Source organism: Phaeocystidibacter marisrubri (assembly GCF_008933165.1).
Lineage (GTDB): Bacteria > Bacteroidota > Bacteroidia > Flavobacteriales > Schleiferiaceae > Phaeocystidibacter > Phaeocystidibacter marisrubri.
Genome location: NZ_WBVQ01000001.1, coordinates 1,460,877 through 1,484,754, shown reverse-complemented (window position 1 = coordinate 1,484,754; position 23,878 = coordinate 1,460,877). Strand labels below are relative to the sequence as shown.

Here is a 23,878-nt window from a genome sequence, read left to right as displayed (position 1 = left end):
TTGGGGGACAACAGGCGGTAGAAATGTTCTTCAGTCGCTCATCCTCCGTCTTCCGTCTTCAGCCACCCGTCACCCGTCATCCATCACCCGTCATCCGTCATCCATCACCTTCAAAGACCACGCGAAAGGATTCGCGCGGTAGAAGTGGGTTTGAGAGGTTTAAGGTGTTTGAGGTGTTTGAGGAGTTTGAGGAGTTTTAGATGTTTTAGGGGTTTTAGGGAGACAACAGGCGGTAGAAATGTTCTTCAGTCGCTCATCCTCCGTCTTCAGTCACCCGACACCCGTCACCCATCATCCATCACCTACCATCCGCCACCTTCAAAGACCACGCGAAAGGATTCGCGCGGTAGGGCCTGACGTCCAATGCTGAACATCTAAGCCTTCATTTTCTTGATGATTCCCATCAACATAGGTGGTGTGAGTAATGTGGTGAGAATGACAACCATAATAATAACGGCAAAGAGGTGATCGTCGAGGACGCCGGTGGTTTTGCCGATGGAGGCGAAGATCAATCCCACTTCTCCACGAGGTACGAGTCCAACTCCAATGAGCCATTTGTTTTGTCCTTTTTCGGTGAAGAATCCAGCGGCTACTTTACCGATTATGGCCACGGCTGTCATGGCTAAACCGAGGAGAATGACGTCTGTGTTCATGAAGGACATGATGTCTACTTGAAAGCCCATCATCACAAAGAATACGGGAGCAAAGAGTTCTTCGATTGGGCTCACAAGGTCTTCTATGCTTTGATGATCCAGTTTGATGTTATTGAAGTATTTTTCTTGAATGACCATGCCCGCAGCAAAGGCACCAACAATGGTGGCCAAGCCTATGGCATCTGCAGACCAAGCCAGGAAGAAGAGTAGTGATATAGGGAAGAAGAGGAAGGTACGCTCACGTGCAATAATGGCGAATTTGTTAATAACCCATTGAATGGCGTACTTCTCGAAAAGGAAGATGGCAATCAAGAAGCCTACGGCTTTACCCAGAATGATCAATATGTTGGTTACATCTAACCCGCCACTGGAAATGAGACCAGTTACAATCGCCAAGAGTATTAGACCAAGAATATCATCAATGACGGCAGCTCCCAATACGAGTTTGGATTCTTTTAGGTGTAGGGCATTTGCGTCTTTAAAGACCCGAGCTGTAATGCCAATGCTGGTGGCCCCTAATGTGGCTCCAATGAAGATGGCCGTGTTGGTGTCCATGTCGGCAAACAGGAGCTTGGAGACCAGAAACCCAAGGGCGAAGGGCAGGATTACCCCCATGATGGCCAGTATAAAGGCGGGTCTACCCATGCCCACCATTTCGGTGGTTTTTATCTCCAGTCCAACCATGAATAAGAGTAGTATGACTCCCATTGAGGAGAAGAGCAAGGTATATCTCGCGTGCATATCGATGTTTCGATAGTCACTTTGCAGGAGGACTTCGGTGAGTTGAGCCTCCATCTCTGGACGAAGATGAGCTTCCTCCAATCCGATGTGAACGGCCTCTTCCCAAGTTACATCAGCTGTGTGGGCATGAAGTACGTGTTCAATTTCAGAATTGTGCCGAATGGCAATGGCCACAGCATCGCCCATTTGGTACAGAGCGGCACCCACCACCATACCGATAATTAACTCGCCCAAGACAGGTGGTTGGTTGAGTTTTCTTGCCAGGTAGGCCCCTAGTGCAGCGCCAACGAGTAAGAAGAAAATAGCTAAGAAATCTGATGCGTAAGGGTCGCCATGTGAACCGAGCACGGTTAGAGGAGACAGCAGTAGTACGGGGAGTAGTTTGAATCTGTCCATAACAAAGACTTTAGTTGCCTTTTTTAAACCAAATGAAGGTAGGACAGAAGCCTATGCTGACACATGACAGATGTCACGTCAAAGCAAAAAAAATCCCGTCGCACAACGGTGGACGGGATCTCTTTATTCGAGTCGTTCGATTACATGGCAGCGTCAAGCTTGCCAGCAAGAACGTGCTTAGGAGCAACGCCTACTTGCTTGTCCACAATCTCACCATTCTTGAATACAAGAAGAGTAGGGATATTGCGGATACCGAATTGCATAGCGATTGCTTGGTGATCGTCTACGTTGAGTTTTCCGATAACGGCTTTGCCTTCGTATTCGCCAGAAAGTTCTTCAACTACTGGACCTACCATGCGGCAAGGACCACACCATTCAGCCCAAAAGTCTACCAATACAGGCTTGTCTGATTTCAATACAGTTGCTTCGAAGTTTTCGGCAGTGAGTTCTAGAGCCATTTTTTCTTTACTTATGTTGACCTTTCAGTTTATTTCTGTGGGCAAGTTAAGCCTTTTCGGCTTTTTGCTTCACGAGATTGTAGACGAAATTATGAACGATAACTTACACCACCTCATAATCCTTATCAAATCGAGTGATGTGCGTATTCAACGGAATTATAAGTGCTTGATTTATGAGGTTTTCAACATGCCGCTGAGGTCGCTTTGTCCGGTTTCTTCCAGCCATTTGGCGTAAACCTTTTTTCCACTTCTGGAACTCCGGATGGCCCATTGCAATTTGGAGGTGTAAATCTGTTCTTCGGTGAGGGGAGTTACGCGATTGTTCTCTTCCATCTTCCAACGCAAATGTGAAAAGACAATTCCGATGGATACGGTGAGGTTATAACTCTCCACAAACCCATACATAGGGATTTGTACAAAGGCATCTGCTTCTTCTTCCACTACATCGCTGATACCGTCCCATTCATTTCCAAATACAATGGCCAACGGGGTTGCTGTATCTAAGTCTTTGAGATCAACTCCGTCTTTGTGTAAATGGGTGGCAACAATCTTGTAACCTCGCTGCTTTAATCCCCGAAGCGTACTGCGCATGTCGTTCGATTTGCGAAGGTCGAGCCATTTGTCGGACCCTTTAGAGATGGAGGTGTTTAGCGATACATTTCGGTCGTTTTCTACGAGGTGTACTTCGTGAAAGCCCAATGCATCTAGTGTCCGTATGGCGGCCGAAGCATTTTGCTCCTTCACCGTGTCTTCTAAGATGGGGATGGCTCTACACGTCCTTCTATTCAATACTTCGTCAAAGCGTTCCATCCGTGCGTCGGTAAGGAAACGCGACATGTAGACGAAGTGTTTTTTGAGGTTCTCGATCATTGGGGTCCTTTGGTACTAGGCATTCCGTACTCAGCCCGTGAAAATACATGCTTTTTACGAATTGCAGTTTAGAACGGGAATGAAGGATTGGGATAGTTTCACATCCTCTTCTTAGCGCAATACCATCACCTCATTTGTTTCCTCAATGTAAGTGCGTTCTCCGTACAGTTCGTAGGTCATCCGCATGTGGGCGATAAAAACACCTTCGTGAACGCTGGAGCTAGGCATCCATCCCTCGTCTGGGTTGGTCGTTTCAAAGTGCAAATTGCCCAATCGATCATAGATTTCCAATTTGTACTCTATCGCATCACATTCAAAGATGGGCTTCCATTCATCGTTCTTTCCATCGCCATTTGGCGTGAAGGCATTGGCACAATACACGTTGCATTTGGTACAGTTGACCAATTGTACATCTACTGGGTCAATTCGGTAACAAGGTCCGTCTGGATAGCCGTAATAGTATTGCCCAGGTTGGGTAATGGTTCGGGTTGTTTCGGTACTGCCGTCATCCCACATTCCACCCAAACCGCTAGGAACGGACAAGGTGATTTCTCCATCTGGACAAAGTTCTGCAACTGGGTCAAGCACGGCATCATCAACGGCTACTACACTGATATCGTCGATGAGGTAATAACCATTATCCGGCGTAGCCGAAGCAAAGTCTTCTGCATCTATTTCTGCATCGGGACGAAAGGTTCCCAAGGTGAGATAGCGCTCTGTTCCCGTTGCGCGGTAGTACAAACACACCAAAGTCCAGTCGTTCATATTGTCAATGACGTCTTCGGGATAGATGCTGTTGTCGTCTAAGATTGCCCAAGTGGCATCCGAATATTCCAATCCTCGTTTGGTGGAGTGGAAGAGTACACCAGGTCCGTTGATGAAAGCATCTGTATTGATGGTGGTTACAATCACCGGATGGACGTAGTATGAAACTCTGTAGAGTTGTCCTTCGGTGAGTGTGTTTACTAGCTCACCTGTGGCATACTCTCGGTTAAAGCGACCCGAATTAAAGGTTCCATATACATAGAGTCCAATGTTTCCATTTCCGGTTCGCGGCGGAATGTTATTGTTTGTGGTAGGACTTCCGGGTGAGGTGCAAGGACCGTAATGATCGGGAGTCCCGTAAACGTCATCCCATGGTCCCACATTTTGGTACAGCGTGGTTCCCGTAGCTGGACAATCGGACGGTTCAAAGCCCGGATTGCGCACGAGGTTTTGACCTATGAGAATGGAAGAAAAAAAGACAGATAGTAAGGTGAGCGTGTTCCGCATTAATTAATCTCAGTTTTACTTCAAGAGTACAATTTCGGTACTTTTCTCTACACGAGTTCGTTCGCCGTAAAGATCATATATCAATTGAATTCGCGCTACATAAGTCCCAAGTCCGCTATTGCCAATCGGATTCCAACCTTCATTTGGGTCGTTAGACTTAAAAACGACATTGCCCATTCGATCGACTATTAATAGTTGATATTCCAGCGCTTCACAGGCAAATTGCGGCTTCCAAATGTCATTCATACCATCGCCATTAGGACTAAAAGCGTTGGGAAGGTAGATGTGGCACTCTTCACAATTCACGAGATTCACTACCGTGACATCGGTTTGATAGCAGGCTCCATCGTAATATGAAAACGTATACGTGCCAGGCGAGGTTACCGCACGGGTTGAACCTGTAGATCCATCATCCCAAATACCAGGGCGCTTGTCGTAGGTCTCTAGCGTGATCTCATCATCAGGACAAATCTTCGCTGATTCTGGAAGAGCCGGAGGAAGAGGCGTGTGTGGGATAATCACTAAATCATCAATGCTGTAATAGGACCATCTCCAAACGGTTTCTGTAGGAGGAGAGCTGGGGTTGAGGTAACTTGTTTCTGTGTTGGCATTGGATCTAAAGTTACCCAAGATGATAAATTTCTCATTTCCCTTGGCGGTATATTGCATACATACCTGTGTCCAGTTGGTGTAATCGGTTATGGGGTCTGGTGGATAAAGGGCATCGTTAGATTCCAAAACGTTTAATTCATTGGGGGCGATGCTAGAAGTGTCATAAAGGAAAAGTACTCCCGGAGCATTGGTGCCGCGTTCCATGTTGCCTTGTCGGTACACCGCTTTCACCCAATAGGAAATCTGATAGGTGATGCCACGAGTTAATGTTTGGGTGAGGGGAGAGATGGGATAACCTCTCGATTCGTGCGCATCGTCAGTAGATGCGGGCCATCCGTAAACCGGGAACCCCAGGGCGCCATCGCCTGTTCGCGGCTGTAAACCTAAGCTGTTCGTTTCGCTGGAACAAGGGCTAAAGTTGGTGATTAGCATTTCTTGCCAATAGCCGAATTTCTCATTTACATCCCAAGGAGGACTTATGTCGTTCAGGTCCCAAGCAGGTAAATTGCAATCATCCGGTTCAAAACCGCCGTTGGGGACTAAGTTTTGACCGAACACTCCAAGGGGGAGGAAAAAAATGAGTAGGAGCCTTTTCACGATTTGAGTTCTTGTTCTATTCAAAAGTACGCACATGCATACCCCTGCGGTTGCCTCATTGAGTGAGAGTGCTCAATACCAAAAGAGCGGCGGGTTTAATTGTATAAAAGATACTTGGAACGAATCGCTCTGAAGGCATCGAGATCAGGTTGCCAAGAGGCGCGTATTTGTTCTTCTGTCATTCCCGCTTCAATTTGCTTTTGGAGTTCATCCGTTCCTGCTAATTTACTGAAGAATGGCGTAAAGAAGGGCCCTTCACTTTGATCGTAGTTGTTATAGGCTTCAATCAACCAAAAAAGATAGATGCCACCATGACTGCGCAGGTAATTGGAACCGAAAGATTGTACGTTCACACCGTAGCAGACTTCATTCTCAAATTTGGGATGAGGTGCCGCAGGAACAGATTTAGGGGTGAATGATTCACTTTGATCAGGAAACCAAGGTGCTCCAATCCATTGGAATGGCTCGTCGGTTCCTCTTCCAATGCTTACGGGTGTCCCTTCAAACAAACAGAGGCTTGGGTAAAGTGCAATGCTTGCATCGTTTGGCAAGTTTGGAGAAGGGGTAATGGGTAGAGAATAGGTGTCGTCGTGCTCGTAAAACAAACAAGGGGAAACGAGCAGGGAAAGCTTCTCCGCATTTTCAATCCAGCCTTCTCCTTTCACCATTTTAGCGTACTCGCCAACAGTCATTCCATGAGCAATGGGAACAGGGTGTAGACCTACAAAACTGGAAAATTCACTTTTTAGCACAGGGCCGTCAACGAAGTTTCCATTGGGATTGGGGCGGTCGAGAACCAAAAAGGTGACCCCTGCTTCGGCACAGGCTTCCATCACGTAAGTCATGGTAGAAATGTAGGTATAGAAACGAACGCCCACATCTTGAATGTCAAAAATGACAAGGTCTACATCTACCACCTCTTCCAGAGTAGGTTTCTTGTGATTTCCATATAGACTTACGATGGGAATCCCTGTTTTGCTATCCACATCACTACTCACGTGTTCACCCGCAGCATGATCGCCACGAAACCCGTGCTCTGGCGCAAAGACGCGTTTTACGGTAACGCCATTAGCCACCAATCGGTCTACCAAATGCATGTCCTTAGACATAGAAGTAGGGTTAGCAACAACCGCTACCGTTTTATTCCGCACTTGTCCCAACCAAGCCCCGGGGATGTCGGCCGCCGGTGTAGGTTCTTGCTGTGCAAATCCAAGAAAACAGAAGATCGTAGTAAAAACGATGGTAGCTAGGGTTCGCATTTGTATATCTTTAGCGTCGAAATTTAGATTCATGCGCTGGGAGTGGTTTGTTGCCAAAAGATTGGTTCGTTCAGAAAAAGCCGGTAAAGCTGTTACTGGGCCGGTGATCACGGTATCCATAACGGCAATTGCCTTGGGAATGGTATTGATGATTTTGGCCGTTGCAACGGGTATCGGTCTTCAAGAACGAATCAAAGATAAAATTATAGGCTTCTCTGGACATATTCAGATACAACCCTATGATGCGAATTTATCTTACGAAGACAAGCCCATCAACACTCACATCGAATTTTATCCCGATATCACGGAATTATCTGGATTTACTCATATTCAACGAACCGCCCAGAAAGCGGGAATTTTAGTAGCTGATGATGATTTTGAGGGGGTAGCTCTGAAAGGAGTAGGGCCTGAATACAACTGGGATTTCTTTCGGGATGCTCTTGAAGAGGGCGTCATTCCGTCTTATCGCGACTTCCACGAAAGTGATTCTATTTTGATTTCAAGATCTACAGCGAATCGTCTAAAAATTCAAACTGGAGACGAGGTTGAAGTTTACTTCATTCGCGAAGCTCCTAAACCTCCACTTACTCGATATCTTATTGTCTCAGGTATTTACAATACTGGGTTGGAAGAATTCGATCGACTCTATGTTATTTCAGATCTGGATTTAATTCGGGGTTTGAATGATTGGAAAGACGATGAAGCGGGAAGGTTTGAAGTTTTTATAGATGACTTCGACCAACTGGATGAACGAACGGCACAGCTGCATCAAAGCATTCCATTCAATATGGATGCAACCTCGGTAAGGCGTGAAAATTCACAGATGTTCCAGTGGTTGGCATTGTTCGATATCAACATATACTTGATTATCGGAATTATGCTCGTGGTGGCCAGCATCAATATGATTAGTGCTTTACTCATTCTCATTCTAGAGCGAGTTCGCACCATTGGAATTCTCAAATCGATTGGTGGAAACGATAGAGACATCCGCAGAATTTTCTTGTTTCAGAGCATGTACTTGATTTTACGCGGACTCTTTTTGGGAAATGTGATAGGCATCGGCATCTGCCTAGCTCAACAATATTGGGGGTTTGTAGAACTTGATCCGGCGACATACTACGTCAATGTAGCTCCTGTACTCTTGGATTGGGGATACATACTTCTGTTGAATTTAGGAACGTTTGTCGTTTGCCTTTTAGCCATGTTGGCACCGAGTTACATGGTAATGAGAATTCGTCCGGCCAAGGCCCTTCGGTTTGATTAAGAAAATAGAATTGCGACATTTCAGGAATGGCTGAACATGTAGACTTACATAGTATACGCGACTTTGAACGACTCGACTTCTTGGCTCGACAAGTGGTGGAGGGGTTTATCACAGGACTTCATCAGAGTCCCTATCATGGTTTCTCTGTTGAATTTGCCGAGCATCGCCTTTACAATACCGGCGAATCTACCCGTCACATCGATTGGAAACTCTTTGCACGAACGGATAAAATGTTCGTGAAGCGCTACGAGGAAGAAACCAATTTGCGTTGTCAGATTGTACTGGATACTTCCGGATCTATGTTCTTTCCAGAAGAGGGCGCAATGGGGTTCAAAGATCCCAACAAGATGGCCTTTTCGGTATACGGTGCTGCCGCACTGATGAATTTATTAAGACGGCAGAGAGATGCCGTTGGTCTCACCACCATAAATGACGAGATAGAGATTCATACACAAGCCAAGACCAATAGAGCGCATCACCACATGCTGCTCACACAATTGGCGGGAGTGCTGCGAGGTGGAAACGAGAAGAAGAGTACAGCATTGGCACCGCAGCTCCATTTATTGGCAGAGCGACTTCATCGAAGATCGTTAGTGATTATCTTCTCTGACTTTTTAGAGCGCGCAAGCAGTGAAGGCGACGAGCTAATGGAAGCCCTACAACATTTGAGATACAACAAGCACGAAGTGATACTACTTCACGTAGAAGACGGCGTGTTAGAACGTGAATTTAGCTTCGGAAACAAGCCGTACAAGTTCGTCGATTTGGAAACAGGGGAGGAAGTCAAGCTACATCCTGAGTCCATTCGAGAAACCTATGTGGAAAAGCGAAGTGCCCTTATACAGGAAATAAAGACCCAATGTGGGCTCTTTAAAATCGATTGGGTAGAGGCAAATATTCGAGAAGGATACAATGCGGTTTTGCTTCCTTACTTATTGAAGCGCAGAAAGTTGTATTGAAATCGCTGGAAGCCCCTATTGGCGCGGCTTAAAGAAATTTCAATTTTTTATTGTCTGACACTTGACACGAATGAAAACCGTTGTATATTTGCCCCGCATTACAGCAATGTAATCACAGATCCTAATTGGTGCGGTAGTTCAGTTGGTTAGAATATCGGCCTGTCACGCCGGGGGTCGCGGGTTCGAGTCCCGTCCGCACCGCTAAAAGGGAAGCATTTTGCTTCCCTTTTTTCTTTTTCAAAAGAGAGAATCTGGACTAGAGAATGGAAAGGGAAGTAGAAACGCTCTCTTTTTTCACAAATCACTTGGAGAGTTCAAATGCAATCGTATATTTGCCCCCCTCGTTGCGCAAGTAGCGAGTGAATTACAACACTGGTGCGGTAGTTCAGTTGGTTAGAATATCGGCCTGTCACGCCGGGGGTCGCGGGTTCGAGTCCCGTCCGCACCGCAAAAAGGGAAGCAAAATGCTTCCCTTTTTTTGTTTCCACCTATTCCATTCTCGGATCTTCCAAATTGATAAAGTTTCGACATCAGATCGTCCTCAAAAGTGCTCCATGAGGTCGAGTAGTCTTACAGCACAAGTTGTTCAGCTTCTACTACGAGATTCGTTGAAAAAGTTAGTCAAGAACTGCTCTTTAGCAATTTAATATCTTGAACAAATAGTGAATTCATTAAGATGATTCTAGTCTAAGGTTTATTCTTTGTGCGAAGCCTTGTACATCTCCAACTGCTCTTTTAGCGTATTGCGATAATCTGTAAACATCTCTATGTCTACTGCCTTATCATTGCTCAGGGTGATGGGGTTTTCGTCTAAGAATTGATAAAGCTCCGGATACTTTTCTTCGATTTCTAGTGTGATGGAGTTGATCTCTTGGAGTATCTGTGTAATGCGCTTCATGGTTTTCTTTTGAAGGTACAAAAACCGATGCGCATGACATAGTATTTAGATTCTTAATGATTTTATTTTCAGAAAATATTGAAAATTAGAAAAACACTTTTATCTTTGTGTCATGGAATTTCAGCAAGCCAAAGAAAGATTTATTCAGACCTGGGGAACTTTAGGGTCGCAGTGGGGCATTAACCGCACTATGGCGCAAGTTCATGCGCTTTTGTTGATCAGTCCAAGTCCGCTCTCTACCGATGAGGTAATGGAAGAGCTAGGAATTTCAAGAGGGAATGCCAATATGAACCTTCGGGGATTGGTGGACTGGGGCCTCGTGTACAGAGATATCTTGAAAGGAGATAGAAAGGACTATTTCCGAGCAGAGAAAGATTTGTGGATTGTGGCGAAGCGCATCGCCGATGAACGCAAACGAAGAGAATTGGATACGGTGAAAGACCAGTTGATGTTGCTGAAAGGAGTGGAAGGTGATACGCCAGAAGTGACGGAGTTTAAAAAGGTCATTACGGATATCGACAAAGTGACGAGTGAAGCGGTTCAAGTTCTGGGAATGCTAACCTCCGCAGCCGATAATTTCCTAGTCAAGGCCATTCGCAAGTTGAGAGTTTAAGGAGTGCTTCACTCCTCTTTTTTGAGTTCAAAGTTTCAAAAAATATTGAAAGTTATGAATCCTGTGAGTTCAGTCAAACGTAAAAGTGCCCTCATTCTCTTTCAGTACCTACTGATTGCAGGAATGATTGTGAGTGCAGTTGGAAGCAGTATTGGCTACATTTCTTTCTACGTTTTTGTCACCTGTTTATTGGTCTTTGGCTATGTGCAGGTTCTCGATGCTTTGTGGGTAAGAGTAGTATATCAGGTTGATATAGGACAAACGCGAGATCGTTATGAAAATGTTCTGGGAATCATAGGGATGTATTATGTAGTTGGGAGAATTGTGGATCTCTTTGTATCTGATGGGATGAACCGACGAATGGATATGGATGTCATGAATTTCGTCTTCTGGGTCTACATCATCACAATGGTGCTTCCTTTGGCGATTCGTTTGATTCAAAATAGGGGGGAATGGCTCCCATGGGTCGTCTATACTTCCACGCTGTTGGCACTCTTCGTCACTACTTTGTTGGTCAATGAACGTTGGTTGATAGACTTGCTCTTTTATCCCTTCTTTATTTTACCGTTCATCGGATTTTTTGCAGGAATGTTCAGCTTGATTTTACAGAATTCGGAACTATCCATTTTTCGAAGAATGAAGAATCACTCTCCTCTAATTTAAAACCTACTCGTATGAAATGGATTATAGCCGGTGGATCGGGATACATAGGTAAAGCGGTGTCCACTTACTTATCGCACTTGGGCTTTCAAGTGGTTATTCTTTCACGTTCAAATAGCGAGGATTACGAGAACGTTTCCTACCACAAATGGTCAGGTGCAGATCACCAGGAGATTATCTCCGTGCTAGAGGGAGCAGATGTTGTGCTGAACCTTGCGGGTGAGTCGGTGGATGCTCGATATACCCCAAGTGTAAAGGAGCGCCTGTACGATTCGCGCCTTATTCCCACACAAACACTTGGAAAAGCGATGACGCATTGTGTTCAACCTCCTCGTACCTGGCTTCAGATGAGCACAGCTACTATTTACGCAGATTCCATGGGAGAGCCTTGGGATGAGTATGGCGACTTGGGCAGTGGGTTTTCTGTAGACCTCGCTGCCAAATGGGAACGAACCTTTGTCGATCACTTGCCAGCTGAAACAAGAGGCGTTCTCCTCCGAACATCCATAGTACTGGGAAGAGATGGAGGGGCTTATCCTCAATTTAGAACCTTGGCTCGCTTCGGCATTCGTGGATTTGGAAGCAGGAATGTGAAGTTTTCATGGATTCACGAATATGACTTGAAGCGTGTGCTTGTATATCTCGCTAAAACAGAAGACTGTAAAGGGGTGTACAATCTGGCAGCCGAACCTTGCACAATTCGTGAATTCTTGTCGAATTCTGCTTCTCGTCAAGCGTCGTATCCACTTGTCAATCTCCCCGAGTGGATGATTGAAATCGGTGCGTTCTTCCTTCGAACGGAATCTGAGTTATTGCTTAAGAGCAGAAATGTACGCTCCAGCCGACTCGCCGACGAAAAGTTTGAGTTCCGGTACCCCGTGTATGAAGCGGCGTTGAAGGAACTGGAAGAACGTCCAGATAAATCAGGAGAGATGCGAACCAAGTACGATTGGCAATTGTAGCCTTATTCCACAACGTCTACGCCTTTCCAAAAGGCCACATAGTCCTTGATCTCTTTGGCGGCGTCTTTAGGTGAATCGTAATACCACGCAGCATCGGCGTTGGTTTCACCTTCAACCACTACATCGTAGTAGCTGGCTGTGCCTTTCCACGGACAAGTAGAATGGGTGTCGGACGACTTGAAGTGTTCGGACTTAATCGAATTAGGCGGGAAGTAATGGTTGTTCTCAATGATGATGGTATCATCGCTTTCAGCGAGTACCGTACCCTTCCAAATTGCTTTCATAACTCTTGTTTTAGGAGTGATTAGTAGGCTTCCAGAGCGTATCTACAAAGTAGTGTTTACAGTCAAAGAAATGATCGACCACTTCAAATCCGGTCTCATTGGCCAGTTGTTGTAAGTCGTCTAATCCGAACTTTCTGGAAATTTCCGTGTGTACTTCTTCCCAAGCCTTAAAGTGATACACTTCATCTATGGCCTTCATGTGAACGGTTTGCTTCACACGGGAGACCAGATAGCTTCGAGCTTCACCTGTTTCGGGATTGTATGTAGGCCAATGCATCCAGTTCGCTTCGTTGAAATCAGCGTCTAGTTCACGATTAATTCTGCGGAGTAGATTGAAGTTAAACTCTTTGGTGATGCCGTGTGCGTCATTATATGCACTTAGAATAATTGAGGGATCTTTCTTTAAATCAGCCCCCATTAAAAGTTGATCTTCTCCGCGCATTCCCGCTCGCAACTTCTGAAGGAATTCTATGGACTTTTTATAGGAGTAATTTCCAATGGTGCTTCCAAGAAACAAGAAGACATTTCTGCCTTCAAACTTGCCAATTTTGTTGTTGAGGAGTTCGAAATAATCGCCAGCAAGTAACTCAACTTGGATGTTGGGCAGTTCTTCTCTTAGCTTCTCTTCGAGTTCATTGAGGATGTCTGGAGAGATGTCTACCGGACAATAGGTGAAATCTACTCCAGCTTTCTGAAAGTGGTCGAGCAACACCCTGGTTTTACTGCCATCTCCCGCTCCAAGTTCAATCAAATTGAAGGGCCTTTTGTGGGGAGCAATGGCATCTAAAATTGCACTCGCTTGATGGTTGAAAATTTCAAATTCACAATCCGTTAAGTAGTATTCGGGCATGGACATAATAGACTGGAACAGCTTATCGCCGTCGGAATCATAGAAGTACTTAGACGGAAGTGTCTTTGGAGTAGAAGTAAGTCCCTGATGGATATCTTTCGCAAATCCGTTCAGAGCTGTGGTCTTATTCATAATTTTTGCGTTTCATCTTTCACCAATCTCATCCCGCTAAATTGCCATTGAAGATGGGGGTGAAAGAAGTTTCTGTAGGTGTGTCGGCTGTGATTAGGTGATGTTGCTATGGAAGCTCCTCTCAATACCATTTGATTGATCATGAACTTCCCGTTGTATTCTCCAATGGCGCCCTCTGGTTTTTGATATCCGGGATAGGGTAGATAAGCACTATTGGTCCATTCCCAAACGTCTCCCCAACTGAAATGTTCGCTTGCCACTTCCCATTCCGCTTCGGTAGGTAGTCGGCCTCCGCGCCAAGCTGCATAAGCCGCAGCTTCGTAGTAGTTGACGTGTTGGAGTATAGCATTGGGATCTACCGGCTCAAGTCCGCGCAAGGTGAAGTGCATATACGCATCGCCTTGCTTCTCCCAGTAGAGAGGTAGTTGTGCGTTCTCTCTATTCACCCATGCCCAACCTTCATCGTGCCAATGTTGGAACTGGGAATAACCGCCCGATTCAATGAATTCGATGAATTCACCATTAGTGATGGGTGAGCTAGAAATGGAGTATTTGTGAAGGTAGACGGTGTGTCTCTTACATTCATTGTCAAAGGCAAATCCATCTTCGTCATGTCCAATCTGATAGGTTCCTTCGGGGATGGAAATCCACTCTTTCGATTCACTGGGCAGAGCTCGAGCATCTTGGATGAGTGGCTCTGCGCTATACACGGGGTGAAACGGTTGTGAATAGAGGCTGTATTTGATATCGGTTAACAACAACTCTTGGTGCTGTTGTTCGTGATTAAGACCGATTTCCACAAGTCCAGAGATGACATCTGAAGGTGTTTTTAATAACTCCGACATATGTTCATCTACGTACTCGCGGTATGCGTAGATTTTTTCGGTGGTAGGGCGAGTGAGTAAACCTCGTTTGTCCCGCTCTTGTCGTTCCCCCATGCTCTGGTAGTAGCTGTTGAAATAGAAGGGGAACCGCTCGTCAAACACTACATATCCTTCCACATACTTGTTCAGGATGAAGCTTTCGAAGAACCAGGTGGTGTGTGCCAGGTGCCATTTAGGCGGACTCACATCCATTATGGGTTGCATGAGGTGGTCTTCAATGCTTAGGGGTTTGCAAATAGCAAGTGTCCTATCGCGAATAGAAAAATAGCGCTCGCGTAAACTCATAAACTCTCAGACGTATGAGGGTTAAAAAACTTTCTCGTATAGAACTTCAGGATGTTTTTCCCAATGTTCATGAGGTACTTCCATCAAGTTAAACACATTTTCTCGAATGGTGTTTGCGATGGTTCCGGTTGGAAGGTCATTGCAATCCAATCCGAAGGGATCTTCAATCTCTTCACCCATCATCTCTACTCCGATAAAAGCAAAGAAGACGAACATCACTGCGGGAATGGTCCAAAAGCCCAAAGTACTGAGTAGGGCAAAGGGGAGAAGCAAGCCGTATGCGGTGATGAATACTTTAAGGTAAACGTTGTAGCTAAAAGGAATAGGCGTTTTCTTGATTCTTTCACATGCACCGAGAATATCGAGTAAGGCTTTGTGCATTTGATGAATGTTCAGGAGGTCTTCTCCTGTAATTCGACCGTCTTTATACGATTCATGAATGGTGGCATAAATCTCTTTTGAGATCTCGTTGGGAATGTGTTGAACAGATTGATAACGAGCTATTTCAACGTCGTTGAGTCCTTTCAAATCCTCAGTTTTGGTTCCTTCTCGCAAGTGTTCAACAAAGGCCAAACAGAAATTCCCGATGTCGCGGGCAAGGCGCATTTTCGTCGGACGATCATCTGAAGGAAGATGCACATAACAGTAGAGGGCAAGGTTTCTGCAATTGTTCACCAAAGCCCCCCATTGTTTACGTCCTTCCCACCATCGGTCGTAGGCTGAATTGGTTCGGAATACCAGGAGGATGGAAAGGACAATCCCGAGTAGGGAAAACACCCCGCCAACATCGCGCAAATTGAGTTCGTGCACATAGGTATGTACGAGGACTACAACAGTGGTGAATGCTCCAATCATCAAGACGGCTCGCATCACTTTGATCATGGTCCAACTCTTCGCTAGATGCCCTATGTCTTTAAACCAGTGCTTGTTGGTTTTATAAATAATCATATTTCACTTAAATATCGGTGAACAAAACTTACAGCCATGGCTCCTTCGCCAACGGCAGAAGCGACTCGATTCATGGCACCACTTCTCACATCACCAGCGGCAAAGATGCCAGGAATACTGGTTTCTAGGGGATAAGGATCGCGCCTTAAGTCCCAATTCTGAATAAATTCTGGGGCATTGAGTAAATCCACTCCAGTACAGATGAATCCCTTCTCATCACGCAGTATGGGGGCTGTAATCCACTCGGTGTAAGGTTTGGCTCCAATGAAAATGAATAGTGCCTTCGCGTTGTATTCTCTTTGTTCACCTGTATGAATATTCTCAAAAATAAGGGAGCGGAGTTGTTGGTCTCCTTTTGCCTCCACGAGTTGATGAGATCCAATTAATTCGATGTTTTCTATGGAGTTAATTTGATCGATGAGATAGCTACTCATGCTAGAGCTCAAGTCGTTTTTACGGACAACAATGTGGACTTTCTTGGCAAATCGACTGAGGTATACGGCTCCCTGCCCCGCTGAATTTCCTCCACCAATTACAAAGACATCAGCATCCGCACAAGTGGCTGCCTCTGTGGTAGCTGCGCCGTAGTATACTCCTGCACCTGTTAATTTCACCACGCCTGGGGTATCCAACTGACGATAGGAAACACCGGTAGTTATAATGATGGATCTGGCGTAAATGTCATTTCCATTGGCCAATTTCAGCGTTTTCAATGGAGTACCTGGAATGATGTGTTCAACTTCAGCAGGTGATAGGAATTCAACCCCAAATCGCGTGGCCTGAGTGATGGCTCTTCTGGACAAATCTTGACCGGAAAGGCCCTTGGGAAAGCCGAGATAGTTTTCTATTCTGGAGCTCGTTCCGGCTTGTCCACCAGGTGCATGTCGTTCAATTAACAAGGTTTCCAATCCTTCGGATCCACCGTAAACACCTGCGGCCAAACCCGCTGGACCAGCTCCAATAATGGCCAAGTCGTAAATCTCACTCGAGGCACTGGAATGTAGACCGATTTTGTCGGCAATGTGCTGTACTTCAGGATTGGTGATGTAACTACCATCCTCAAAGAATACATGTGGCCCTTGTGGGTCGAGTTTGTTGATTTCCAACAATTCAATGGCCGCATCACTTCGAATATCCATCCACGAATACGGAAAGAGGTTGGAACTCAAGAAGTCTTTAATTGTGTGGGATTTAGGGTGATGATTGGACCCGATAACCCGCAGACCTTGGTGACGTTCAACCCGGGCCGATTGCCAGTCGTCGAGCAAGTCATCTAAAATGGGATACAGTCGCTCTTCAGGTGGGTCCCACGGTTTTAGCAAGTAGTAATCGATCTCTGCTTCATTGATGGATCGAATGGCTGCTTCCGTATCGGAATAGGCGGTGAGTAATACTCTCCTTGCTTTTGGGAAGAACTTTCTGGCTTTTGCGAGAAAATCGACGCCCAACATTTCAGGCATGCGTTGGTCACTGAGGAAGAGTGCAATTTCAACACCGCTGTTCTTCAGTTCCTGAAGGGCTTCCATCGATTCGGAAATGGACGTTGAACTCAATACTTTGTAATCGGATTTATACCGATTTCTCAAGTCTCGATGAATAGCTCGACTCACCTGTGGGTCATCGTCAACGGCAAATATATAAGGTAGTTTGGTGTTCATTCTTTAGTGAAGGTGATACGAAATGTTGTGTTTCCCGGCTGAGATTCTACACGGATTTGGGCGTGGTGACGTTCGATGATTTTACGCGTGATGTCCAGTCCTAGTCCGGTTCCTTTTCCCTGAGGTTTTGTGGTGTAGAAGGGTTCGTAAATATGCTTCATCACATCTTCGGGAATTCCCGGTCCTGTGTCGCTTACGGACACTTTGATGAGATGGTCATCCTGCTGGGTTTGAATGCGTAAATAACCTCCATTTATCTCCATGGCATCCAGTGCATTGTCAATCAAATTGGTCCATACTTGATTGAGTTCCCCTGGTAGGCCTTGGATGGGAGGGAGGTTTTCATCGAGCTTGGCATCTACTGTTACTCGGTTCTTTCTGCATTTATGAGCCATCAGTGTCAGGGTAGATTGAATACCCGCATTGATATCTACGGGCTGTCGATCAAGATCTCTATCCATGTGAGAATACCGCTTGATACTTCCCACAAGATCACCGATTCGCTTGGAAGCGTTTTCGATTTCAGAGACCATTCTTACCACTTGAAGCTGGTCGTTTAACCAGTGCAGCGTGTAACGAATGTTATTTGCTCCAGTCAAGTTATAGAGTTCCTCCATTTCTGAAGTAGTGAACCCAAATTCTACAAGGTGTTCAGCGTATTCGAAACCGTTTTCTTCACCGTGCGCCTCCAGCCAGTCTGCCATGTCTTCTTCCAACTCGTTGCGCTGCATCATGGCTAGTGATGGACTGGGTTGAGCGAGCTTGGATTGCAGGATATCCTGAATGGCGTCAATTTTATCATCGGATAGTTCAACCCGCATGAGCTTCTTGAAAACTTGTGGCGACTTGAGCAGGTGTTTCGATAATTCAGAGGCGCTGCGTGTCATCGCAGATGCGGGATTGTTCAATTCGTGCGCCAATCCTGCACTGAGCTTTCCCAATGCCAGCAACTTTTCGTTTTGCGTTTGGAGCTGCGTGTAGTTTCGGACCCGAGAAGTCATGTGTTGCACAAGGGCTCGTGTGAGTTCGTAATGCTCTTGGATCATCGTTGGGAAATGGTCGATGTGTAAACGGAAAAATCGCGCTTTATCGCTCACTACTTCTCCCGTGGCACCACCTACTTTCATTCGGGAGTAGGGCAATTGGCTTGTGAGCGTGGTAGGTCCCATTTCCGTGAGAAACTGTTTGCCTCTCTCTAGAGCGCGGAAAACATCAACGGTTCCTTCAATAATGATATGCATGTAGTTGGCCGGAGCGTCCTTTTCAAAAAGGTGCTCGCCTTTAGAAAGCTCGTATACTTCGCCTGCTTCATACATCCATGTAAGGGATGATTCAGGGACGTCGATAAAAGGAGAGAGGTTTTGGATAAAGAGGAAATCAGAGTCGCTCATTCAATGTGGGTTGAACCCTTGAATATAGGATTTCCAAGGCCAAAAAAAAAGGTGAGCCATGGCCCACCTTTAGGATTGTATTCGACTTAGAACTCGAATATGAGTCCAATGCTTGGAACCACCGTTCCTTGTGCATTTGGAAGTGCTTTGAGTAAATATTTACTGTTGTCATTTGGATCGATCACTGGATCTCCATTGGCATCTACCTCAGGAGTTAGGTACGGCTGACCATCTATAGAACTGCCTAGAGCATTTTGAATATCGATGTAAACGTCCAAGTTGAATCGTTGTAAATACCACTTCTTGTCCACGCGAATGTTCAAGCGATTAAAGCTGCTGAGACGTAGAGTGTTCAATCGACTATAATCTGGAACGGCTCTACCTAAGTTGTCCCAGTTCTGACGATTGGCAGATGTTGCGATGTCGTAAGGTGTATATGGGGTTCCTCCTAAGAATTGATATTGAATACCCAATTCCCAGTTGTTTGCGAATTTCTTCCCAGCAGTGATGGAAGCTAAGAACCTATTGTCCCAGCTCGCAGGTACCAAAATCTCATTTCGATCTTCAAATTCAGAGCGAACAAAGGTGAAGGCAGCAATACCAAACCATCCTTTGTAGAGTTTTTGTTGCCATGTGATTTCCATACCATAGGCTCTACCGTCGTTTGTACTGGTAGCTGGACGGTTGCCTACTACACCGAAATCTCCACCAAGGTTGGCCAAGGAAATGGAATCAGGATACAAGAAAGGATATTGACTGTATTGTTTGTAGAAACCTTCTACGCTCAATTTTGCGTTGAAAGTGAAGGTTCTGCTCACGCCGAGGACATAGTGTGTTGCGCGAATGTACTTGATATCCGTATTGACCAAGTTGCCTGTGGTGTCTCGGTAGCCGATGGTCGTGTAGGGAGGTAGTTGATAGTAAATACCCCAGTTGGCATCAATGGACCATTCGTCGTTGATCGCATAACTCACCGCAATTCGAGGAGAAAGTTGATCGAGTGGGTTGTTCATGCTCGAAGAGAAGGTATTCGCATCTGTTCTCAATCCGAAGCTAAGCGATAAGCGTTCGTTGAGAAGACGCTTTGCGTAGTTGGCAAAGATGGAATACTTGTATAGTCGGATGTCCGAATCGTACTGAAGTTCGAAGTTTGGAATTTGTCGGTCTAGGGTAGAAGTGTTGTACTTCGCCTCTTCAAAGCCGACACCAAAAGTTCCTTGCCAGGTTGCCTTCTTGTAAATCTGCTCAATGCGGAGTTTGTTTTCAATCTCCTGACTCTGATAATCGAGCAGTTGTCGCTTTGCTTCATCGTTGTCTTCGTACTTGTATGCTGTGTTGTTGAGCATAAATCGACTCAAAACCACATTGGTAAAACCATTTTCTTGAAAGTAAGTATACTTGGCGCCGATGGAGTAATTCCACTGTTCGTTTACTGGAAGTGAGTTGAGTAAGTATCGCTGCTCCTCTGTTTCATTCGCATCCAAGTTTAGTTTGAATCGGTCGATGGCACCTAGACCCAAGATGGTCAACTGTTGATTGTCGGCCAACTGTGACTTGATTTTGAACTGGAAGTCATTGTACGTAGGCAAGAATGGCAATTCCAATACACTAAACAGGAACTGTAAGTACGATTGACGCGCACTCACCAAGAAGGTGGTTTTTTCTGAAATCGGTCCTTCTAGCGTTAGACCTACTTCACTTGCTCCTACTTGGAAAATACCACCCACACGGTCACGTCGTCCGTCTTTTAGGTTGATTTCCATCACGGAACTCAAGGCATTTCCTCTGTCTGAAGGAAAGGCACTGGTGTAAAAATCCACATCTCGAATGAAGTTCACATTGATCATGCCCACTGGACCTCCACTGGATCCTTGTGTGGCGAAGTGATTGATGGCCGGAATTTCAATTCCATCCAAATAGAAGCGGTTTTCATTTGGACCACCCCCTCGGATAATGAGGTCGTTTCGGAAGGCTACGCTAGAAGCTACACCTGGTAAACTTTGAATGACTCTCGAAATATCCTGATTGCCACCCGGATTTCGTTGAATTTCATTAATTCCTAGTTTTTGTAGAGAAACCGGGGCTTCTGCATCCTTTGCGAAGACGTTTTGCGCACTGACGGTCACTTCTTCAAGCTCTTCGTTAGAAGGCGACATCGCGAAGTTGATTTCTGCGGGTTTCGCATTGGTTACTTGAACTTCGTACTCGGTTTGCGTTCGGTATCCCAAAATGCTCACTGTGATGTTGTACAATCCAGGTTGTAGTCCATTCAGTGTGTACAGCCCGTCAAAATCCGTAATGGTAGCCACGTCACTGCCTTCCACTTTAATGGCGGCCGAAGGCAAGGGATCGTTGTTTCCCGCATCGTAAACCCTACCGGTAATAACACCTTGAGCGAAGGATAACGTGGTGATTAAAAAGGCAATAAGTGTTGTTGCTTGTTTCATCTTTGGTAGTATTCGGGCATGAATTCGCGACAAATATATTATAGATTCGCGATAATATTTATAAATTTGCAATGAATTCGTAATAACTACATGGTCGATAAAAAGTTCAAGCTTCTTGAAAAATTACTTCCTCACATCGAAAAGTATGTGGAGAGTGGAGGTGAGGCCGATCCGATTCGCTTTGCGAACTGGGTAAAAGGCGATGAGCTCGACGTGGACATTCCCAAAAGTGAGGAGTCCTCCGTATTTGATCCAGCGAGTTTTATGAAGAAGACACAACCCAAAGCCGCATTCAGTTTCTATCTGACTCGACTAAACAAATACGCCAAGTATTATTTGAAGGAGGCTTTTGCCGGAACACCGATCAAATCAGCTGATGACTTTGCCTATGTAGCCTCATTGGCCTATGCGAAGGAATTGTCGAAGTCGGATTTAATTCGAATGAACGTGGGTGAGACAAGTGGGGGGATGGATATCATCAAGCGTCTTGAAAAGGACGGTATGATTGAGAGTTTCCAGGCGGAGAGCGATAAGCGATCCAAACACGTTCGACTCACTCCTGGTGGTCAGGGAATCTTCTTTTCCGTTCTTCCCAACTTAGCTAGAGTGGGAGAGATCGTTCGCGCTCATTTGGGAGATGAAGATGTGGCCAAGCTCGTTGAAGTCTTAAGTGCTTTGGATTCCTTCCACAAGAACATCTATGATTGTGAAAAGGAATACAACCTCGATGTGATAGAACGGGAATACTTGAAATAAAAAATCCCTTCCGATGAATTCGAAAGGGATTTTTGGGAGATTGAATTCTGTGCTTAGTCTTCCAAACCTTCGATAAAAGCTTGAATCATACCTGCGTAGTTGAATTCAGATTCTTCTTTCTCTGCTTCTTCCAGACCCATTTCCAAAGCTTCTTCTGCCTCGTCTTTAGCATCATCTTTTTCGCCATTCTCAGCGAGGATGGTTGCATAAAGGAAGTGTGAATACCAGTTGTCTTCGTTGAGTTCCAACGATTTCTCCATGTACTTCTGTGCTTGTGGAAGGTCGATTTTGTTGGTCAAGTAATAGTTTGCTGCGTTGCGGTATACTCTCCAGTCTTGAGGGTTTTCCTCTAGAGCTTTGGTAATGTTCGCCATGGCTTGCTCACTTGTTTTTACGCGAATTGGCAAGCTCGCAGAAGTATGAGCCCATGCAAAAACGATGTCGGCTGAGTTGTCTGTGATGTTCTCTACCGTGATGCTGAAATTCTCTTTGGCATCTGTCTTTTGCGTTTCAACGGTAATACGAGCTACGTCATTTGCTTCATCGTATCCGTCAATTCCCCAAAGTTCAGTTTCGCTGTTGAGGATAACCACCCATTCACCTTCATTTGGAATAGTGAAAATGGAATATGTTCCCTTCTCAATGCTGTTATCACCAATGATAACATCTGTGCTGAATGAGATGCTTGTGGCTTTGTTCGCCCCCGTTCTCCATAGTTTTCCGAATGGAACGAGTTCTCCAAAAATCTCTCTACCTCTTACAGCTGGACGTGAGTATTCAACTTTTACATCAGTAAGACCAACGCGCTGTTGGGTGGTTGCCGCTGGTGAGCGCTGAGGAAGATCTTGAGCCAATGCACCTACTCCAATGAATAGCGAAAGGGCTAAAGTGAGTACTTTTTTCATGTGTGTGTATTTTCGAATTTGAGCTGTAAGGTATAAAGAAGGCACCAATCTAAATTGATGTTGAAACAACTTTATGGTTAATACTTCCAGCTCGTTTGATTGTCAATGAGTTGAAAGTTGGTGCATTCTGCTTCCAGTTTCCATAACATCCACTCTTGATCGGGAAGTCCTTCATTCGATTCACTGGGTATGTAGATGTAATGGAAGCACGGCAAAGTATATTCTTCTGCCATTACTTTGAACACGTACATCTGAACCGGACCTAGAGGTGTTTCCATTTCTCTAGGCTGGGAACCTGCTTCGAGTTCAGCATGACCAGAAGAGTATTCTTCTTTGGTATTGATCTCAAAGGCAATGTCGGTTGCTCCAGTACGCATCAAACGCGTGGTTGCTATGCCACCTTCGTCTTTGTAACGAATGGATTTTCCCACTTCAAAACCTTCAAGGAAGCTTACCTCAGAGCCAGTGGATACGTCTATATGTCTAATGGGAACGATGATATCCCCATTTTTCATAATCTCAAATTGCCGCTTAGATTCCGTGTGTCGGCCACCGGGAAAATCGTCGGTTTCAGTCACTTCTACCAAGTTGTCATCTAACCAATTGTGTGTTTCAGAATGGCAAAGCTCACCATCACAATCAGACGATTGGGTAATGGTCATCATATCTACAATATCTCCCTTGTAAAAGGTGACAAGCAATTGGTCCATCGATACATTGGTGTGGTAATCCAGTACGGTGGTGAAAACTTCATCGCGGCAGTACCATGCTCTATTGACATTGAAATCCCCTGTAAGGAAGTATGCTAGTTCACTGTTTTTAGATAAGATGCGCTCTTTCCAGAATTGCGGGAGTTTACCTTCATTATCGGAAAGTGTAATCAAGAAATCCAATGCAGTACTGTCTACTTCTCTTTCTTCGGAAGTGACATCGCCCTGGGTTTTGACTTTCGTTTTGGGGTCGGTAGAAGCTTCTGTTGTACTGCTTTTAGCAGGAGCCGACGAAGTGGTGGCGGGTTCTTCTGGAGAAGAGGAACACGCCACTAGGGTGAGAGCAAGGAAAAAGGATGCGATGTGCTTCATGCTCCAAAAATACGGGGAAAGTGGATGGGCTACAAGAGTGAA

Annotated in this window: 22 protein-coding genes and 2 tRNA genes; 8 read left to right on the top strand and 16 right to left on the bottom strand. The window is 45.4% G+C overall.

The window, feature by feature from the left end; translation table 11 throughout:
* Nucleotides 1–374 precede the first annotated feature (374 nt).
* The 6 genes from F8C82_RS06635 to F8C82_RS06610 form a co-directional block, all read right to left on the bottom strand.
* Entirely contained in the window at nt 375–1,790 is a 1,416-nt protein-coding gene (locus tag F8C82_RS06635) for a cation:proton antiporter (protein ID WP_151692760.1), read from the bottom strand.
* Between the two features lie 140 nt (nt 1,791–1,930).
* The gene (gene trxA, locus F8C82_RS06630) at nt 1,931–2,248 is read right to left on the bottom strand and encodes a thioredoxin (RefSeq protein ID WP_151692759.1); all 318 of its coding nucleotides are present in this window, start codon (nt 2,246–2,248) and stop codon (nt 1,931–1,933) included.
* A 171-nt stretch (nt 2,249–2,419) separates the two neighbouring features.
* Nucleotides 2,420–3,085 carry a TrmH family RNA methyltransferase gene (locus F8C82_RS06625; RefSeq protein ID WP_170266179.1) on the bottom strand — a complete coding sequence of 222 codons (666 nt, stop codon included), beginning with the start codon at nt 3,083–3,085 and terminating at the stop codon, nt 2,420–2,422.
* A 144-nt stretch (nt 3,086–3,229) separates the two neighbouring features.
* Nucleotides 3,230–4,390, bottom strand: a complete 1,161-nt coding sequence (locus tag F8C82_RS06620; protein WP_151692757.1) for a T9SS type B sorting domain-containing protein — start codon at nt 4,388–4,390, stop codon at nt 3,230–3,232.
* Between the two features lie 15 nt (nt 4,391–4,405).
* Nucleotides 4,406–5,599 carry a T9SS type B sorting domain-containing protein gene (locus F8C82_RS06615; RefSeq protein ID WP_170266178.1) on the bottom strand — a complete coding sequence of 398 codons (1,194 nt, stop codon included), beginning with the start codon at nt 5,597–5,599 and terminating at the stop codon, nt 4,406–4,408.
* 95 nt (nt 5,600–5,694) lie between these two features.
* Nucleotides 5,695–6,858: an exo-beta-N-acetylmuramidase NamZ family protein gene (locus F8C82_RS06610; protein ID WP_170266177.1), complete on the bottom strand. Its 1,164-nt coding sequence runs from the start codon at nt 6,856–6,858 to the stop codon at nt 5,695–5,697.
* A gap of 31 nt (nt 6,859–6,889) precedes the next feature.
* Between F8C82_RS06610 and F8C82_RS06605 the strand changes: the two genes are divergently transcribed.
* The 4 genes from F8C82_RS06605 to F8C82_RS06590 all read left to right on the top strand — a co-directional run bounded on the left by F8C82_RS06605 (nt 6,890) and on the right by F8C82_RS06590 (nt 9,529).
* Nucleotides 6,890–8,122: an ABC transporter permease gene (locus F8C82_RS06605; RefSeq protein ID WP_170266176.1), complete on the top strand. Its 1,233-nt coding sequence runs from the start codon at nt 6,890–6,892 to the stop codon at nt 8,120–8,122.
* Between the two features lie 26 nt (nt 8,123–8,148).
* Complete coding sequence (locus F8C82_RS06600) at nt 8,149–9,081, top strand: DUF58 domain-containing protein (RefSeq protein WP_151692753.1); 933 nt, start codon at nt 8,149–8,151, stop codon at nt 9,079–9,081.
* A gap of 127 nt (nt 9,082–9,208) precedes the next feature.
* Nucleotides 9,209–9,282: transfer RNA gene (locus F8C82_RS06595), tRNA-Asp, on the top strand.
* 173 nt (nt 9,283–9,455) lie between these two features.
* A tRNA-Asp gene (locus F8C82_RS06590) sits at nt 9,456–9,529 on the top strand.
* A gap of 246 nt (nt 9,530–9,775) precedes the next feature.
* Here F8C82_RS06590 and F8C82_RS06585 read toward each other — a convergent pair.
* Nucleotides 9,776–9,979 carry a hypothetical protein gene (locus tag F8C82_RS06585; RefSeq protein WP_151692752.1) on the bottom strand — a complete coding sequence of 68 codons (204 nt, stop codon included), beginning with the start codon at nt 9,977–9,979 and terminating at the stop codon, nt 9,776–9,778.
* Nucleotides 9,980–10,091: 112 nt separating this feature from the next.
* Between F8C82_RS06585 and F8C82_RS06580 the strand changes: the two genes are divergently transcribed.
* The 3 genes from F8C82_RS06580 (at nt 10,092) to F8C82_RS06570 (ending at nt 12,214) form a co-directional block, all read left to right on the top strand.
* Complete coding sequence (locus tag F8C82_RS06580) at nt 10,092–10,592, top strand: GbsR/MarR family transcriptional regulator (protein ID WP_151692751.1); 501 nt, start codon at nt 10,092–10,094, stop codon at nt 10,590–10,592.
* 63 nt (nt 10,593–10,655) lie between these two features.
* The gene (locus tag F8C82_RS06575) at nt 10,656–11,255 is read left to right on the top strand and encodes a hypothetical protein (RefSeq protein WP_151692750.1); all 600 of its coding nucleotides are present in this window, start codon (nt 10,656–10,658) and stop codon (nt 11,253–11,255) included.
* An 11-nt stretch (nt 11,256–11,266) separates the two neighbouring features.
* The gene (locus F8C82_RS06570) at nt 11,267–12,214 is read left to right on the top strand and encodes an epimerase (RefSeq protein ID WP_151692749.1); all 948 of its coding nucleotides are present in this window, start codon (nt 11,267–11,269) and stop codon (nt 12,212–12,214) included.
* A gap of 2 nt (nt 12,215–12,216) precedes the next feature.
* Here F8C82_RS06570 and F8C82_RS06565 read toward each other — a convergent pair whose 3' ends face one another.
* From F8C82_RS06565 to F8C82_RS06535, 7 genes are all read right to left on the bottom strand, one after another.
* On the bottom strand, nt 12,217–12,498 hold the full coding sequence (locus F8C82_RS06565) for a DUF427 domain-containing protein (RefSeq protein ID WP_151692748.1): 282 nt from the start codon (nt 12,496–12,498) through the stop codon (nt 12,217–12,219).
* A 10-nt stretch (nt 12,499–12,508) separates the two neighbouring features.
* Nucleotides 12,509–13,480, bottom strand: coding sequence for an L-histidine N(alpha)-methyltransferase (gene egtD, locus F8C82_RS06560; protein ID WP_151692747.1), 972 nt, complete (start codon nt 13,478–13,480; stop codon nt 12,509–12,511).
* The gene (gene egtB / locus F8C82_RS06555; protein WP_151692746.1) at nt 13,477–14,649 is read right to left on the bottom strand and encodes an ergothioneine biosynthesis protein EgtB; all 1,173 of its coding nucleotides are present in this window, start codon (nt 14,647–14,649) and stop codon (nt 13,477–13,479) included. The genes egtD and egtB overlap by 4 nt, the downstream gene beginning before the upstream one ends.
* 21 nt (nt 14,650–14,670) lie before the next feature.
* Nucleotides 14,671–15,597 (bottom strand): bestrophin family protein, encoded by a 927-nt coding sequence (locus F8C82_RS06550; protein ID WP_151692745.1) that lies wholly within the window; start codon nt 15,595–15,597, stop codon nt 14,671–14,673.
* Nucleotides 15,594–17,255: an FAD-dependent oxidoreductase gene (locus F8C82_RS06545; RefSeq protein ID WP_151692744.1), complete on the bottom strand. Its 1,662-nt coding sequence runs from the start codon at nt 17,253–17,255 to the stop codon at nt 15,594–15,596. The genes F8C82_RS06550 and F8C82_RS06545 overlap by 4 nt, the downstream gene beginning before the upstream one ends.
* Entirely contained in the window at nt 17,252–18,646 is a 1,395-nt protein-coding gene (locus F8C82_RS06540) for a sensor histidine kinase (RefSeq protein ID WP_151692743.1), read from the bottom strand. Before F8C82_RS06540 ends, F8C82_RS06545 begins: the two co-directional genes overlap by 4 nt.
* An 86-nt stretch (nt 18,647–18,732) precedes the next feature.
* Nucleotides 18,733–21,093 carry a TonB-dependent receptor gene (locus F8C82_RS06535; protein WP_151692742.1) on the bottom strand — a complete coding sequence of 787 codons (2,361 nt, stop codon included), beginning with the start codon at nt 21,091–21,093 and terminating at the stop codon, nt 18,733–18,735.
* A gap of 90 nt (nt 21,094–21,183) precedes the next feature.
* On the opposite strand from F8C82_RS06535, the gene F8C82_RS06530 reads away from it, so the two are divergent.
* Nucleotides 21,184–21,849, top strand: a complete 666-nt coding sequence (locus F8C82_RS06530; protein WP_151692741.1) for a MarR family winged helix-turn-helix transcriptional regulator — start codon at nt 21,184–21,186, stop codon at nt 21,847–21,849.
* Nucleotides 21,850–21,902: 53 nt separating this feature from the next.
* Here the strand turns inward: F8C82_RS06530 and F8C82_RS06525 are convergent, their stop codons facing one another.
* Together F8C82_RS06525 and F8C82_RS06520 are read right to left on the bottom strand one after the other, a co-directional pair.
* Nucleotides 21,903–22,754: a DUF2911 domain-containing protein gene (locus tag F8C82_RS06525; RefSeq protein WP_151692740.1), complete on the bottom strand. Its 852-nt coding sequence runs from the start codon at nt 22,752–22,754 to the stop codon at nt 21,903–21,905.
* Nucleotides 22,755–22,831: 77 nt separating this feature from the next.
* Nucleotides 22,832–23,836, bottom strand: a complete 1,005-nt coding sequence (locus F8C82_RS06520) for a hypothetical protein (RefSeq protein ID WP_151692739.1) — start codon at nt 23,834–23,836, stop codon at nt 22,832–22,834.
* Between the last annotated feature and the right edge of the window lie 42 nt (nt 23,837–23,878).